The 16,231-nt window shown below is 73.9% G+C and carries 8 protein-coding genes; 1 reads left to right on the top strand and 7 read right to left on the bottom strand.

Annotation, left to right across the window (positions count from 1 at the left end; translation table 11 throughout):
• Positions 1 to 161: 161 nt before the first annotated feature.
• Positions 162 to 3,959 carry a multifunctional oxoglutarate decarboxylase/oxoglutarate dehydrogenase thiamine pyrophosphate-binding subunit/dihydrolipoyllysine-residue succinyltransferase subunit gene (locus tag J2N69_RS25110; RefSeq protein WP_230902738.1) on the top strand — a complete coding sequence of 1,266 codons (3,798 nt, stop codon included), beginning with the start codon at positions 162 to 164 and terminating at the stop codon, positions 3,957 to 3,959.
• Between the two features lie 82 nt (positions 3,960 to 4,041).
• On the opposite strand, the gene fxsT is transcribed toward J2N69_RS25110, so the two are convergent.
• The 7 genes from fxsT to J2N69_RS25075 all read right to left on the bottom strand — a co-directional run bounded on the left by fxsT (position 4,042) and on the right by J2N69_RS25075 (position 16,132).
• On the bottom strand, positions 4,042 to 6,939 hold the full coding sequence (gene fxsT / locus J2N69_RS25105) for an FxSxx-COOH system tetratricopeptide repeat protein (RefSeq protein ID WP_230902737.1): 2,898 nt from the start codon (positions 6,937 to 6,939) through the stop codon (positions 4,042 to 4,044).
• A gap of 96 nt (positions 6,940 to 7,035) precedes the next feature.
• The gene (locus tag J2N69_RS25100) at positions 7,036 to 8,253 is read right to left on the bottom strand and encodes an FxsB family cyclophane-forming radical SAM/SPASM peptide maturase (protein ID WP_230902736.1); all 1,218 of its coding nucleotides are present in this window, start codon (positions 8,251 to 8,253) and stop codon (positions 7,036 to 7,038) included.
• Complete coding sequence (locus J2N69_RS25095) at positions 8,250 to 8,432, bottom strand: hypothetical protein (RefSeq protein ID WP_230902735.1); 183 nt, start codon at positions 8,430 to 8,432, stop codon at positions 8,250 to 8,252. The genes J2N69_RS25100 and J2N69_RS25095 overlap by 4 nt, the downstream gene beginning before the upstream one ends.
• A complete protein-coding gene (locus J2N69_RS25090; protein ID WP_230902734.1) occupies positions 8,429 to 12,448 on the bottom strand; it encodes an SAV_2336 N-terminal domain-related protein in 4,020 nt (1,339 codons plus the stop codon). The genes J2N69_RS25095 and J2N69_RS25090 overlap by 4 nt, the downstream gene beginning before the upstream one ends.
• A 7-nt stretch (positions 12,449 to 12,455) precedes the next feature.
• A complete protein-coding gene (locus J2N69_RS25085) occupies positions 12,456 to 13,457 on the bottom strand; it encodes an AAA family ATPase (protein WP_230902733.1) in 1,002 nt (333 codons plus the stop codon).
• 268 nt (positions 13,458 to 13,725) lie between these two features.
• Positions 13,726 to 15,738: a VMAP-C domain-containing protein gene (locus tag J2N69_RS25080; RefSeq protein WP_230902732.1), complete on the bottom strand. Its 2,013-nt coding sequence runs from the start codon at positions 15,736 to 15,738 to the stop codon at positions 13,726 to 13,728.
• Positions 15,731 to 16,132 carry a CU044_2847 family protein gene (locus J2N69_RS25075; RefSeq protein ID WP_230902731.1) on the bottom strand — a complete coding sequence of 134 codons (402 nt, stop codon included), beginning with the start codon at positions 16,130 to 16,132 and terminating at the stop codon, positions 15,731 to 15,733. Before J2N69_RS25075 ends, J2N69_RS25080 begins: the two co-directional genes overlap by 8 nt.
• Between the last annotated feature and the right edge of the window lie 99 nt (positions 16,133 to 16,231).

Raw genomic sequence — 16,231 nt, 5'->3', positions numbered from 1 at the left:
GGAACCTCGCTTGTTTCCCGCCATTTACAGCCCCGAAACCATTGCTCCAGTGTGACTTACGCGACGGATGACGGGCCCGGCCTGCACCCAGCGCCGATGGAGGCGTAGCCTTTATTTCCGCTGTCCATCACCTTGTGAAGCGGAAGAGGGCGGTTACCGCCGTGTCGCCAGAGTCCCCCAGTAACTCGAGCATCTCGACCGACCAAGACGCGCAGGGCAAGGACCCTGCCGCTGCCTTCGGTCCCAATGAGTGGCTCGTCGATGAGATCTATCAGCAGTACCTCCAGGACCCGAATTCGGTCGACCGAGCCTGGTGGGACTTCTTCGCCGACTACAAGCCAGGGGTGGGCGCTTCCGTAGCCGCCGCCCCGGCGAAGCCGGCGGGTGACGCGGCCGCGGGGGCCGCGGCCACCAGTGCTCCCGCCGCGCCTGCCGCACCCGCGGCTCCGGCCGCCCCGGCCGCCGAGAAGCCCGCAGCCCCCGCGGCGAAGCCCGCCGCCGCTCCGGCCCCCGCCGCGAAGCCCGCCGCCGCGAAGCCCGCGGCCAAGGCGGAGCCCGCGAAGGAGGCCCCCGCCAAGGAGGCCCCGGCCGGCCCCGAGTACGTGACGCTGCGCGGCCCCGCCGCCGCGGTCGCGAAGAACATGAACGCCTCGATCGAGGTCCCGACGGCCACGTCGGTCCGCGCGGTCCCGGTGAAGCTGCTCTTCGACAACCGCATCGTCATCAACAACCACCTCAAGCGTGCCCGCGGCGGGAAGATCTCCTTCACGCACCTCATCGGGTACGCGATGGTGCAGGCCATCAAGGCCATGCCGTCGATGAACTACTCCTTCCAGGAGAAGGACGGCAAGCCGACCCTGGTCAAGCCGGAGCACATCAACTTCGGCCTCGCCATCGACCTGGTGAAGCCCAACGGCGACCGCCAGCTCGTGGTCGCGGGCATCAAGAAGGCCGAGACCCTGAACTTCTTCGAGTTCTGGCAGGCCTACGAGGACATCGTCCGCCGCGCCCGCGACGGCAAGCTCGGCATGGACGACTTCACCGGCGTCACGGTCTCCCTGACCAACCCCGGCGGCCTCGGCACCGTCCACTCCGTGCCGCGCCTGATGCCCGGCCAGTCGGTCATCATGGGCGTCGGCTCCATGGACTACCCCGCGGAGTTCCAGGGCACCTCCCAGGACACCCTGAACAAGCTCGGCATCTCGAAGGTCATGACGCTCACGTCGACCTACGACCACCGGGTCATCCAGGGCGCCGCCTCCGGCGAGTTCCTGCGGATCGTCGCCAACCTCCTCCTCGGCGAGAACGGCTTCTACGACGAGATCTTCGAGGCGCTGCGCATCCCCTACGAGCCGGTCCGCTGGCTCAAGGACATCGACGCCTCGCACGACGACGACGTCACCAAGGCCGCCCGCGTCTTCGAGCTGATCCACTCCTACCGGGTGCGCGGCCACGTCATGGCCGACACGGACCCGCTGGAGTACAAGCAGCGCAAGCACCCCGACCTGGACATCACCGAGCACGGCCTCACCCTGTGGGACCTGGAGCGGGAGTTCGCGGTCGGCGGCTTCGCCGGCAAGTCGATGATGAAGCTGCGCGACGTCCTCGGCGTGCTGCGCGACTCGTACTGCCGCACCACCGGCGTCGAGTTCATGCACATCCAGGACCCCAAGCAGCGCAAGTGGCTCCAGGACCGCATCGAGGGCCAGCACGCCACCAAGCCGGAGCGCGAGGAGCAGCTGCGCATCCTGCGCCGCCTGAACGCCGCCGAGGCGTTCGAGACGTTCCTCCAGACCAAGTACGTCGGTCAGAAGCGCTTCTCGCTCGAAGGCGGCGAGTCGGTCATCCCGCTGCTCGACGCGGTCATCGACTCAGCGGCCGAGTCGCGCCTGGACGAGGTCGTCATCGGCATGGCCCACCGCGGCCGTCTGAACGTCCTGGCGAACATCGTCGGCAAGTCGTACGCGCAGATCTTCCGGGAGTTCGAGGGCAACCTCGACCCGAAGTCGATGCACGGCTCCGGCGACGTGAAGTACCACCTGGGCGCCGAGGGCACCTTCACCGGCCTGGACGGCGAGCAGATCAAGGTCTCGCTCACCGCCAACCCCTCGCACCTGGAGGCGGTGGACCCCGTCCTGGAGGGCGTCGTCCGCGCCAAGCAGGACATCATCAACAAGGGCGGCACGGACTTCACGGTCCTGCCCGTCGCGCTCCACGGCGACGCGGCCTTCGCGGGCCAGGGCGTGGTGGCCGAGACCCTGAACATGTCGCAGCTGCGCGGCTACCGCACGGGCGGCACGGTCCACATCGTCATCAACAACCAGGTCGGCTTCACCGCCGCCCCGGAGTCGTCCCGCTCGTCGATGTACTCGACGGACGTGGCGCGGATGATCGAGGCGCCGATCTTCCACGTGAACGGCGACGACCCGGAGGCCGTGGTCCGCGTGGCCCGCCTGGCCTTCGAGTTCCGTCAGGCGTTCAACAAGGACGTCGTGATCGACCTCATCTGCTACCGCCGCCGCGGGCACAACGAGACGGACAACCCGGCGTTCACCCAGCCGCTGATGTACGACCTGATCGACAAGAAGCGCTCGGTGCGCAAGCTCTACACCGAGTCCCTCATCGGTCGCGGCGACATCACCCTGGAAGAGGCCGAGCAGGCGCTCCAGGACTACCAGGGGCAGCTGGAGAAGGTCTTCACCGAGGTCCGCGAGGCCACCTCGCAGCCCTCGCCGGTGGACATCTCCGGTCCGGAGGCCGAGTTCCCGGTGGCGGTGAACACCGCGATCTCCCAGGAGGTCGTCAAGCGCATCGCCGAGTCCCAGGTCAACATCCCCGACCGCATCACCGTGCACCCGCGGCTGCTGCCGCAGCTCCAGCGCCGCGCGGCCATGGTCGAGGACGGCACGATCGACTGGGGCATGGGCGAGACCCTCGCCATCGGCTCGCTGCTGATGGAGGGCACCCCGGTGCGCCTGGCGGGCCAGGACTCGCGCCGCGGCACGTTCGGCCAGCGCCACGCGGTCCTCATCGACCGCGAGACGGGCGACGACTACACGCCGCTGCTGTACCTCTCCGAGGACCAGGCCCGCTTCAACGCCTACGACTCGCTCCTCTCGGAGTACGCGGCGATGGGCTTCGAGTACGGCTACTCCCTGGCGCGTCCCGAGTCCCTCGTGATGTGGGAGGCCCAGTTCGGTGACTTCGTCAACGGCGCGCAGACCGTCGTCGACGAGTTCATCTCCTCGGCCGAGCAGAAGTGGGGCCAGACCTCCGGCGTCACCCTGCTCCTCCCGCACGGCTATGAGGGCCAGGGCCCGGACCACTCGTCCGCCCGCCCGGAGCGCTTCCTCCAGCTGTGCGCGCAGAACAACATGACGGTCGCCATGCCGACCCTGCCGTCGAACTACTTCCACCTCCTGCGGTGGCAGGTGCACAACCCGCACCACAAGCCGCTGGTGGTCTTCACCCCGAAGTGGATGCTGCGCCTGAAGGCCGCCGCGTCCAAGACGGAGGAGTTCACCTCGGGCAGCTTCCGCCCCGTCATCGGCGACGCGTCCGTGGAGGCGAAGGCGGTCCGCAAGGTCGTCTTCTGCGCGGGCAAGCTCTACTACGAGCTGGACGCCGAGCGGCAGAAGCGCGGCATCACGGACACGGCGATCATCCGCATCGAGCGCCTGTACCCGCTGCCGGGCGCCGAGCTGCAGGAGGAGATCTCCAAGTACCCGAACGCCGAGAAGTACCTGTGGGCGCAGGAGGAGCCGGCGAACCAGGGCGCGTGGCCCTTCATCGCCCTCAACCTCATCGACCACCTGGACCTGGCGGTCGGCGCCGACATCCCGCACGGCGAGCGGCTGCGGCGCATCTCGCGCCCGCACGGCTCGTCCCCGGCGGTCGGCTCGAAGAAGCGCCACGAGCAGGAGCAGGCACAGCTCCTGAACGAGGTCTTCGAGGCCTAGGCCTCAGCGGTCGTACGACGGTGGGCCCGGCCCCGAGTGCTTGTCGCTCGGGGCCGGGCCCACCGGCGTGTGCGGGGGCGTCTCAGATGGGCTGGGGCTCGAAGTCCCAGTAGAGGCGGCCGCGTTCGGAGGTCTCGGAGGTCTTGGACGGCCCGGCGCGGTCCAGGGCGAGGCCCGCCCTGAGGTCGCGGGTCAGTCCGTGGGAGTCGCCGAGGGTGCGGGCGGAGCGCTCCGCCGCGTCCCTGCCGAGTTCCGCGGCGGCCTCGGTGTCGCCGCTGAGGGCGAGCACCGCGGCGGCGTTGAGGGCGCAGCCGAGCGTCCAGGGGTGGTCCGGGCCGACCGCCCGCGCCATCTGCCCCCGCGTCCGCAGGGTGACGGCCAGCGCCGCCCTCAGCTCGCCCGCGTCCCGCAGCAGCAGGCCGACGTTGGCCCGCGCTCCTATGGCGTACGGATGGCTGTCGCCCAGCTGTGCCTCGTACAGCGCGGCGGTGGTCTCGGCCAGCTCGCGGGCCTCGTCGGGGCGGCCGAGCTGGCGCAGGAGCATGGCGTAGTCGCAGGAGACCATGAGCGCGTCGGGGTCCTGGCTGCCGCGTCGGCTCAGCAGCTTCTCGCGGACCTTGCGCATCATCGCCAGGGCGAACTGGAGGTCGCCCGTCCGGCGGGCGCACAGGGCGAGGTTGTGCTCGGCGTGCAGGGTCTGGCCGTGGTTGCGGTCCAGGACCTGGCTGTGCAGCCGGGAGTTGTGGCCCTGGATGTCCATGGCCTCGGTGTAGTTGCCGAGGAGGCGCAGCGTCCAGGCGGTGCGCAGCGCGGAGTACAGGGTCAGCGGGTTCTTGCCGCCGAGGAGTTCGACGCGGGCCTCCAGGATTCTGCGGTGCAGGGCGAGAGCGTCGGTGTAGCGGCCCTGGAGGCCGAGGGCCACCGCGAGGTTGCTGCGGATCGTGAGGGTGCGCGGTATGTCCTCGCCGCCCAGTTCCGCCGCGGCGCGTTCCGCGGCGGCTTCGAAGAGGTCGCGGGCCTCGTCGTACCGTCCGAGGGCCATGAGGGTGCCGCCGAGGCCGTCGCGGGCGCGGATCACCTCGATGGGGCGGGCGTCCCCGGTGGCCGTGAGCCGCTCCAGGGTGTCGCGGCCGACGGCCTCCGCCTCGCTGTAGTGGCCGAGCCTGCGGAGCATGTTGGCCTGCTGGTGGAGCGCGACGAGCACCGAGCGGTGCGTGGGGCCCGAGACGGGCCGCCAGTGTTCGACGGCCTGGTGGCTGAGCCACGAGCCGGCGCGGTACTCGCCCCGCATGCGGAGGTAGTCGATGCAGTTGAGGACGAGGTCGCGGACGTCGTCGTCCTCGGACTCCAGCGCACCCGACGGTTTGAGGTGCGGGATCAGTTCGGCGTACCGCGCCCAGTTCGCGGGGGACGCCGGGTCGCGCGGGTCGGCGGTGACGAGGACCTTGCGGGCGGCCTCGGAGTAGCGCTCGCGGTCCCTCGGGGACTGGATGCCGATGACGTAGCGGTGGAAGAGGCGGTGCATGCGCAGGGTGCTGACGCGCTGGATGTCCATGCGCCCCGGCTCGTACTCGACGCGCATCGAGGTGATCTCGGAGAGCCTGCGCAGGGCGGTGTTCCAGCTGCTCGGCTCGGAGACCAGCTCGGCGAGCGGGCGGGGCAGGTCGCCGTGGCGGGCGGTCTGCAGCAGCCGGACCGGCACGACGTCCGGGGAGAAGCAGGCCAGGAGGTTCAGCAGCTGCCAGGCGGGGGCGGCGCCGTCGCGCAGGGTGTTGAGGGTCTTGGCCCAGGCGACCTGGAAGGACTCGGGGTAGTCGCGGGACTCCACGATGCCGAAGCGGTCGGGTTTGCCGCGCCGGATGTCCTTGATGTAGCCCGGCACGTCGGCGGTCGGGGTGACGTCGAGCCAGGCCGCCATCTGGTCGAGGAGCAGCGGCATGTCCTCGACGGCCTCGGCGAGCCCGTCCGCCTCGCTCTCGGTGAGGCGGGCCGCCCGGCGCCCGACGAAGGCGACGGACTCGCTGCGCCGGAAGGGCGGGACGAGGACGGCTGCCTCGGTGTGGGCCGCCCACTCCGCGCGCAGGGTGGTGACCAAGACGTGGCCGCGCCCCTCGGGGATGAGGTCGAGCACCTTCTCGGGTGCGTCCGCGCCGTCCAGGACGAGCAGCCAGGGGCGCGCGGTGCCGACCAGTTCGCGGCGCACGGCGCCGATGACCGGTTCCAGCTGTCCGGAGGCCTCGATGCCGAGCTGTGGCGCGAGGGCGGCGAACTGCTCGCGGGCGGTCACGCGGCTGCCCGCGGTGACCCACCACACGATGTCGTAGTCGCCCGCGAACCGGTGGACGTACTCCAGGGCGAGCTGGGTCTTGCCGATGCCGCCGGGGCCGTGCAGGGCGAGGGAGCAGCCGTCGGGGCCCGCCGCCGCGAAGGTGTCGTGGATCTGCTCCAGGAGGCGGGTGCGGCCGGTGAAGCGGCGGTTGCGGCGCTGCGCGTTCCACACCTCGGGCAGGTCGTCGGGGAAGCGGGGGCCGCGGTCGAGGGCGACGAGGGTGGTGGGCGCGGCGATCCCGGCGCACTCCAGGACGCGGGAGCGGGCGGCCTCGGGGCGCAGTCCGCGCAGTTCGACCGGGGCCAGAGCTATGACGGCCTCGGGCAGCGGCTGCGCCGTGATGCTGACGGCGGCGATGCGGTCGCGGTGGGCGGGCAGCACCTCGCGCAGGGCGGCGGCCCAGGCCTCGAAGCGGTCGGCGCCGAGCCGCTCGTACCAGTCGTCGATGAGGAGCAGGATGCGGCCGGGGGCTTCGAGGAGGCCGGTGAGGGCGTCGGTGGCGGGCGGGCGCAGCAAGGGGTTCCAGCGGACCAGGGTGGTGGCCCGCCCGGCGGCGCGTATCTGGTGCTCGATCCACTTGGCCCAGGACTCGCTCTGGCCGGCGAAGACCACGGTGACGTGCGGCCGTTCACCCCCGGGTCGTCCGGTCATGCGCGGCCTCCTCCTCCGGTGACGCCGGCGGGGTCCCGCCACGGCGAAAACGGTCACGTGTGTGCACAGGACTTCCAATTGTGCGTCAAAGGGGCGTCAGAATAGACGACTTGGGGCAGGGGAAGCGGCGGCGACGGCGGAAAGCCGGTCGGCGACGTGCCGAATCAGCCGTTCCAGGTCGGCGCAGTAGACGCTGGGGTGCAGGAAGCCGCTGCCGGGGGCGTAGCGGTGGACGTAGTTGCCGCCGCCGCAGACGCGCACCACGGGGCAGGTACGGCACTCCTCGGAGCGGCCCTCCAGGCCGAGTTGGCGGGCGGCGACGCCGGGGTGGCGCAGGGCCCGGTCGAAGCCGTGCCGGAAGACGTCGAGGCCGGTGGCGGGGGCGCCCGCGTACGCCGACTTCAACGAGTCGACCTGCTCGATCGCGCCGTCCGTGTCGACGACGACCGCGGCGAGCGGTGAGAGTCCCACGGCCTCGGCGGTGCTGGGCAGGCCGAGCAGGAGCGCGGCGATCTCCCGGAAGAGGCGGACGCGGGTGCGCATCCGCCCGGCGTCCCACCAGGCGTCGAAGAGCGTGGCGAGCCAGTCGCCGTACGGGGTGGGGCGCGGCCGGTGCCGCCCCGGGCCCTCCTCGGGGGCGATGCCGGGCGGCGGCGTGGCCCAGTTGCCGTGCGGAAGCAGGAAGTCGACGCCCGGCGGGTCCAGGCCGAGCAGCGACTCGTATACGTCGACGGGGTCGGCGGCGAGGTCGATGGTGCAGAGAATCCCGGCGTACGCGTGCGGATGCGCGGCGAGCAGCCGGGCCGCGCGGTGTGCGGCGGGCCAGGCGGAGCGGCCCGCGTGGTCGGTGCGGCGGGCGTTGTGGGCGGCGCGCCCGCCGTCGAGGCTCAGGCCGACGCGGATACCGGCGGCGGCGAGGCGGTCGAGGGCACTCCGGGTGAGCAGGGTGCCGTTGGTCTGGACGGTGGCGGTCACCTCGCAGTCGGCGGGCACGGCGTCCCGCACCGCACGGGCGTACGCGATGACGGCGTCGGGTCCGGTCAACAGCGGTTCCCCGCCGTGCAGTTCGACACGGATGGCGGTGAGCCGGTGCCGGGTGACGTGTTCGGCGACGCGGGCCGCCGTGCGGCGCATGACGGTGGCGTCGGCGCGGGCGGGGCGTGCCCGCCAACTGGCGTCCGGGGAGCGGTAGATGTAGCAGTACGAGCAGTCGAGGTTGCAGCGGCCGTGGACCTTCAGGACGAACTGGCGGAAGGGGACGGGCCGGTGGGCTGCCGGGTCCAGGGCGGCGTGCGGCCAGGCGGGGTGGCTCACGGCGCGTCCTCGTAGCGGGCGACGACCGGGCCGTCGGGCGCGGCGGCCGCGGCCTCGACGAGGTCGGCGACCAGGGCGGCGTACACGGGGTGGTCCGAGCGGTCCGCGTGGGGGGCGAGGGCGGCGAGGGGCGGCAGCTCGGGCAGGGGTATGCCGCTCGCGGCGGCGGGGGCGCTCACGCCTCGTCCGGGCGGGACTCTAGGCGGGCGACGGCGGCGCGCAGCTCTTCGGCGCGGACGGCGGCCCCGGCGGACGGGGGCCGCTGGAGAAGGCGCCGGGCCGCGCGGTACTCCGCGAGGGCCAGGTCGGGCTCCTCCAGCTGCTCCAGCGTCTCGCCCCGTGAGTGGTGGGCCTCGGCGGCGAGGTCGGCGTCCCCGGCCTCGGCCGCGGCCTCGGCGGCGCGGCGGTAGTACTCGTCGGCGCGGCGGAGCTGGGCGAGGACATCGGTGCGCGCGGCCAGCCGCGCGGCCACCTCGCCGCGCCGCAGCCAGCTGTACGCGGCGAGGAACGGGTCGGCGAGGGAGCGGGCCACGGCGCCGAGCAGCCAGTCCGCCTCGTACAGGTCGGCGAGCACCTCCTGCACCTCGAAGCGGGCGATGTGGGCGTCGGCCAGGTGCATGCGCCGCTCGTCGCGCCGCGGGTCGGCCGTCGGGGTCGCCTCGACGGCCTCGCGCAGGTGCCGTACGGCGGCGTCGGTGTCGGCCGCCGAGTGCGTGTCGACGCCGCGCTGCGCGAGGGCCGAGCCCAGGCGGTGCAGCAGCAGCGCCCTGGCGGGGTCGTCGTCGGGGGCGAGCGGGAGCGCCATCTCCCAGCGTTCGATGGCCAGGTGTCGGTACTCGTCGCGGCCGGAGCCGAGGAACCGCGCCCAGTGCACGTCGGCGCCGCGCGCGTGGCACTCCAGGATCAGGTCGTGGTCGCCGTCGGCCGCCGCGAGGGCCTCGTCCACGGCGGCGAAGATCAGCCGCTGGCCGCCGTCGTCGGGGTCGTCGGCGCGGGCGAGCTGGAGCGCGTCGGCGAGGTCGAGCCAGGCACGGGTGCGCTCGGCCGTGCCGAAGCCGTCATGCGCCAGGGCCTCGCGGAGATCCTCGCAGGCGTCGACGGCCACGCCGCTGGCGTCCGGCACGGAGCGGCCCCCGAGGTCGTCCCTCGGGATCTCGCCGCGCCCGGTGTAGTGCCGCGCGAGCCGCTTGCGCAGCCGTCCGCGCAGGAGGTACCCGTCGGCCTGGTCGGGGCCGAGGGTGAGCACACCGGCGGTGCTGATGGCGCGACGCATGAAGTCGACGTAGATGTCCTGGGGGCGGGGGCCTTCGGTGCGGGGGGTGTACGAGGGTCCTGCCGCGCCCTGGGCCGTGAACCAGGGGTCTTCCGTCTCCGGGCCGCCCCCCGCGCGTGAACCGACGGCGGCGGCGCGGTACTGCCCGAGCATGCTGCCGTGGAAGGCGGCGTCGCCGAGGTCGAGGCGGCCCGCGCGGGGGCCGGGGCCCTCCGACGCGGTGTAGGCGCCGACGCCGACGGTGTCGTCCTCGGCGGACCCGGTGGCAGCGGCCCCCGGGAACGTGCCGGACGGCTCCCCGGTCCCGTGCGCCTCGTACAGCGCCGCGAACACGGCATCCGCGTACCGCCTGTCGGTCTCCGATGGGAACGGCCGGCGCCCGTCGGCCGGCTCCGCGCCCGCGTACTCGTCAAGGACCTGTGCGATGACGGCACGGGCGTACTGCCGCTCGTCCTCGTCCGACATCGGGGAGAGCCTCTGGTCCCGGTCCCTGCGGCGCTGCTCGGCAAGGCGGCCGTGGACCTCTCGTGCGAACCGCCGCACGAGTTGGTGGTCGACGGCCGCGTGGTGATCGACGACCGCTCGGTGGTCGACGCCCTCCGCCGTGCCTCGCGCGTACGCGTCGCCTCCGCCTGATCCGCGTGGTCCGCGTGATCCGCGGGGGGAACCCCCCGCATCCTGCGCCCGCGTGCCCGAGTGCGGGCCCGCCACCGCCATCTCGACTCCTCCCTCCACGAGCCGTGCCGCCACCACCGCGAGCCGCCCGAGCACCTCCGCCAGCGTCTGCTGCGCCGGCCAGCCCGGGGCGTCCGCGGCGTCGCCGAGGTGGGCGGGGACCGGCAGGAGGGCGTCCGTCGCGTCGCCCAGGAGGAGGTACTCCGCCCAGAGCGCCGCGAGGGGCCCGCCCCCGGCCAGCCGCTCCGCCTGGGCCCGCACGGGGTCCGGCAGCGCGGCGGCTTCCGTGCCGGAGCGCTCGACCTCCTCGGCGGTCGCGACGAGCACCGCGCCGAGCAGCAGCCGTGCCTGCGGTGACCGCTCCCCGACGGCGGCCGCTACCCGCAGCGCGTGGCGCAGGTCGGCCACGCCGTGCCGCGCGGTCCACCGCAGGAACAGCGTCTCGCCGAGTTCCTTCAGCACCCCGTCCCGCACCGTGTCGCCACACCGCCCAGCCGCCGCCTCCAACAGCTCCACGGCGCGGTCCAGGTCAGGGGCCTGCCGCTCTCGCGCGTACCGCTCACGCGCTTGTCTGGCCGCCGCCCGCAGCGCCTCGGGGTCGGCCGCGTCGAGGGCGCGCTCCTGCGCCCGCGCACCCGGCAGGAAGCGCCGCAGGACCTCCCCGGAGACCTCGGCGAAGGCCCGCAGCCCGGGGTGGTCGACGGCGGGGCCGGACGGCGTGGGCGCGGGCTGCCCGGTGTCGCCGAGCAGCGCCACGGCCGTGGCGGGGAAGTTGTGCACGCTGCGCCCGAACCGCCGCTCCAGATAGTCGGAGCAGTGCTTCTGCAGCAGGATCGCGTCGTCGCGCTCCAGGTGCCCGAGCAACTCCTCCTCCACGCCCTCCAGGAACTCGTAGCCGAGCACGTCGGGGTCCTCGTCGCGCTCGCGGCGCTTGAGGAGGCCGCCGAGCAGCACCTCCGCGAGGACCTCGGGGCCGCTGCCCGCCAGCATGGCGCGCTGCACGAGCTGCATCACCGGCAGGATCGGCGGCACCGCCGAGAGGTACACGGCGAGCTGCCAGGCCGCGGGCGACGCGGTGCGCCGGAACGCCCGCACCCGCTCCCGGCCGCCGACCTCCTGCCGGGCCCGCACCGGCGCTCTGGAGGGTCCGTGCGCGGCCTCGGCGTACCCCGCGGCCGCCTCCAGGCACTGCCCGGTGGCGCCGGACACCAGCTTGGCCCAGCCCTCCACGGAGGACCGCCGCAGGGCGAGCACCGGCACGGGGATGCCCCGGCGCCGCGCCGGGCCGCCGCTCGCGGGCTCGAACTCCAGGCGCCCCGCCGGGCCTTCCCAGCGGTGCAGGTGGCCGCGGTGCGCGGGCAGGTGCGTACGCCGCCACATGCGCTGCGGCAGGGGCTGCACCACGGCGACCGGCGCGAGCGATCCCCAGCGGTACAGCAGCCGCTGCATGCGGCCGCTGCGCCACATCGGGCCCGCGCAGTCGCTCAGGACGAGGGCCAGCCTGCTGCCGGTGGGGTCGCTGAGGCGTTCGGGGTCCTGGAGGGCGGTGCCGGGGCGGGCCGTCGCCGCGTATCCGGGGCGGCCGTCCTCGCCCTCGTGCAGGAACTGCACCTGTACTTCGCGGAAGGCGCCCGCCCGCTCGCACACGTGCCGCAGCTCACCGAGCGCCTGCTCCCACACGACCGTGGACGTGGAGAGGTCCATGAGGAGCAGGAGCCGTGCCTCGCGCCGCCGCGCGTGCCGCAGGACGGGTATCACGAGTCCGGTGTCGGCGGCCCGCTCCGCCGTGGCCTGCTCGTCGAGCTGGCGCGGTACGGGGCGCACGGGCGGCCGGTAGCGCTGCAAGGGACGTAAGGCGCGCTGGAGGGCGAGCGGGTCGGGCAGCACGGCGGCGGCCGGGACCTGCACGGGCACGCCGTCGCGCCGCTCGGCGTCGCCGCCCTCCCCGGCGGGTACGACGAGCCGGGCGCGGGGCGCGGCCCGGGGCGGCACCCTCGGCGCGGGGGCGGGCGGGGGGTGCGGGTGGGTGAGCCCGGCGTCGTCGTGGGCGCCGCCGCCCGGCCGTGCGGGCGGCGGCGGCTCGACCGCGGGGCCCTCCTCGGCGCCGGTGCCCGCGGCGACCTGCCGGGCGAGCCATAAGGAGTCCGCCAGCTCCCGGACCGTGGGGTCGAGTTCGGCGTCCCGCAGGCGCGCGACGAGCGCCGCGAGCGCCTCACTCACGGCGTCGGCACGGTGCGGGGCGGACATCACGCCGTCACCGCGGCCCTCGGTCGAGGGGCCGCATGAGCAGCCCGGCGATCTCCTCGCGCCGCTCCGGCTGCTGCCGCGCGGCGTGCTGGGCGAGGAAGATGGCGTTCAGGAGCTGGTCGGTGGGGCGCAGCGCGCCGTCCGACTCGGCGTCCGTGAACTGGTCGACGAGGTCGAGGTTCGTGTCGTACGAACCGGCCCCGAAGTGCGCGAGGACCATCGCGGCGAGCCGCTGGTCGCGCGGCGGTTCGAGGTCGAGAGGGACGCAGCGGCGCAGCAGCGGGCCGGGGAACTCCCGCTCGCGGTTGCTGGTCAGGACGACGACGGGAAACGCCCGGCAGCGCACCCGGCCGTGGGTGACGGGGACCCTGCGCCCGTCGTCGGTGAGGACGCGCACGGTCTCCTGCCCCGGCCGGTCGGCGATCCGCTCCAGCTCGGGGATGCCGAACTCGCCCTCCTCCAGGACGTTCAGGAGGTCGTTGGGCAGGTCGATGTCGCTCTTGTCCAGCTCGTCGATGAGCAGCACGCGCGGCCGGTCGGAGGCGATGAGCGCGGTGCCGAGCGGTCCGAGCCGCAGATAGCGGCCGATGTCCTCGGCGTGGTCGCGGCCGAGCTGGTTGTCCTGGAGGCGGCCGATGGCGTCGTAGGTGTAGAGGCCGTCCTTCAGCTCGCTGCGGCTGACGATGGCCCACTGGAGCACCCGGCCGAGGTCCAGTTCGTACGCGAGGGAGTGCGCGAGGGTGCTCTTGCCGGAGCCGGGCTCGCCGGTCACGAGGAGCGGGCGTCTCAAGTAGAGGGCGGCGTTGATGAGTTCGAGTGCCTCGGCGCCCTGCACGGACATCGGGACGTTGCTGTCGCCGAGGCGGCGGCGGGTCGCCGAGTCGATGCCCGGGACCTCGTACTCCACCGGTGGCGCGTCGAACGCCCGCCACGGCGGCGGCTCCGGCAGCCGCCGGATCTTGTCCGAATCCGGACCCCCGGCGCCTTCGTAGATGAACCATCCGCTCACTGCGTGCTCCTCGTCGACGGTCGGTGGCTGAGGTGGCTGACCACGCCCTGGCCGACGGGGGCGATACGCGCCCACAACGGGCCCTTGGAAATGTACCCACGCTCACGGCTCCGAAGAGCGCGTTTCGGCCAGGAGGTGGGTGGGGCGGGGGCGTTGGGGGGCGCAGGGGCGGTCACGGGGGTGGCTTCGGGGAGCGGGGGCGGGGGCGGCTGCGGGGTGGGGGCGCTTTGGGGAGGCGGGGGTGGGACCGTGCCGGCGTGTCGGGCGCTCACGGGGAGTCCGCCGGCATCGTGTCCTCGGGCGGCAACGGCCTGCGCGGGTCGTCGTACAGGAGAGCGAGCGGTTCCGCCCAGCGCCGGTCGCTCCGGCCGCGGCTGATGTCCTGGCGGATGTGGCGCAGCACGTCCGGGAGTTCGGTGACCGAGCCGACCTGGCCGAGCAGCCGCGCCACCCCCGCGTGCAGGTCCTCGCAGGAGTCCTGGCAGCCGCGCGTGGCGTGGCCCTCGATGTGCCAGAGCATGACCCCGTGGCCGCTGCCGAGGGCGAGCCGCATCGCGTCGCGGCCCGCGCCGCGCCCGGCGGGGCGGCACATCACCGGGATCGAGGTGTGCGGCAGCTTCTGGAAGTGGCGGGCCTGCGGCCTGGTGTCCCGTTCGGGGACCCGGGCGGGCGCCAGTTCGCTCGCCGCGGCGATCGCCTCCCAGCGTTCGTGCCAGTCGGGGTTGTCCGGATGCGCGCGGCGCGCGAGGTCGCGCAGGACCACGCGCCGCTGCGTGCCGAGGTGCTCGGTGGCGTACAGCTTCGCCATGTCGTCGAACTGCCAGCGGTGCACCTGGGTGTCGAAGTGCTCGGCGGGCAGGGCGAATTCCAGCGGCACCGGGGCGCCCTCGCCGTCCAGCCGGTGCAGGGTGCGGCCGAGCGGGGCACGCAGCGCCTGGACCAGCTCGGCGGGAAGGAACCCCTCTCCGGAGTAGTCCTCCGCGGCCATCTCCGTGTCGCCGTGCTCGAACTCGCCTTCCGTACCGCTGTGGTTGACCCAGATCTGCCAGTGGAAGCGGGCGGGCGTCACGCTGATCACCGGGTCGAGCAGCACGGTCACCGTCGGCCCCTCGCCGGGCCCCGGATAGGGCACGGCCACCCGGTCCGGGCCGCCCGGGTCGGGGCGCAGTTCGTCGGGCAGCCGGGCGTCGGTGACCAGGGCGTGCAGATGGGTGCGGTCGTCCTGCCCGAGCCGCTCGGCGACCCAGGCCTCCAGCGGCTGGACATCGCCCCCACGGCTGCGTACGTACGCGGCGACGAGCCGCAGGTAGTGCAGGAACGTCAGCGCGTCCTCGGGCAGCGCGCCGTCGTAGAGCAGCCCATGGCCGTCGCGCCAGGTCAGCAGCGCGGGCGCGGCACCCGGCGGCCTGCGGCCCCGCACCTTGCGGACGATCTTCGCGACGGAGGGCGCGGCGCCCGGGTCGGGCAGGCGGGCGAGCAGGGCGAGGGCGGCGCGGCGGTCCTTGGGCGTCCACAGTTCGGGGCCCGCGTGGCGGCCTGCGCCCAGCAGCCGCTGCTGTTCGTCGATCCAGTTGTCGCCGGTGATGACGCGCGGGACGGTGCCGTGCCAGCGGTCGTGCGCGGCCGTCACCTCGCGGTAGGCGGCGCCGAACCGCCGCAACGCGAGCGTCGCGACGGCCATGCCGCCGTCCCGCTCCTTGCGGCGCGACTTGATCAGGCCGACCACCGCGCCGGTGCGCGGATCGAGCAGGGGGCCGCCGGAGACGCCCTTGGGGAAGGCGATGTCGGGCTTGAAGCGCAGCCCGGCGCCGTCGTCGCGGACGTTGATCTCCGCGTCGGCGCTCCAGGGCTTGGCGCCGGCGCTCGCCTCGTTCTCGTCCGGCCGGTAGCCGTACGCGACGACGGCACCGAAGGGGCGTACGGCCCGGTCGGCGAGCCATACGCACTCGTGCTCGACGGCGTCGTCGAGGAGCCGGACCAGCGCGAGGTCCTCCTCGGGCAGCACCACGGGCCGCTCGTGATCGCTGAGCAGCCAGTGCGCGAGGCGGGCGGCGACGGGGATGCCGTCGTTGAGGTCGGCGCCGCGCACCGCGAACGGCCGCTCCCGGTCCCTGGCGAGGTGCGGGCGCAGCACGTGGGCGCAGGTCAGCACCCAGCCGGGCGCGACGAAGAACCCGCTGCCCCACATCGGCGCGTCCCCGGCGCCGTCGTGGTCGGCCGCCAGGAGGTGCACGGTGGCGGCCTGTGCGAGGGCGTCTAGCCTGGGGGCGGGCTCAGGCATGCGGGACCGGGTCCGGGTCCGCGGCGGGGCGCGCGCCGTCGGGGCCGCCCTCCGGCCGGCCCTGGGCGGCCTGCCTGTCCAGCTGCCAGGTCAGCGTGACCTGCACGGACGCCTTGGCCTCGCCGTCGGCCAGCACGGCGATGACCTTGCCGGGCTTGGCGCTCAGCTCCACCCCGAAGGTGACACTGGCCTCGTCGGGCCGCACGGCCGCCGCGGCGTCGAGCACGGAGCGGCCGACCCCGCGGATCAACTGGCCCAGCTCCTCGACCTTGGCGGCGGCGGTGTCGAGGACACCGACGTCCTCGTCGTCCTCGCCGTGTCCGCCGGCCGTGCCGATCCTGGCGTACACGGTCTCACCGCCGGGCAGCTCGATCCGCTGGACATGCCCCGTCACAGTCCGTCCCCCCGCTCTTCCAACTCGCCCTTCGAACACGCTGTTTGATCTGCGACGAGGTTAATGGCCTGCGCGGTTGCGGGGCGACCCCCGCACGCC

The sequence above is a fragment of the Streptomyces huasconensis genome, assembly GCF_021028635.1.
Classification (GTDB): domain Bacteria; phylum Actinomycetota; class Actinomycetes; order Streptomycetales; family Streptomycetaceae; genus Streptomyces; species Streptomyces huasconensis.
This window is presented reverse-complemented; position numbering and strand designations above follow the sequence as displayed.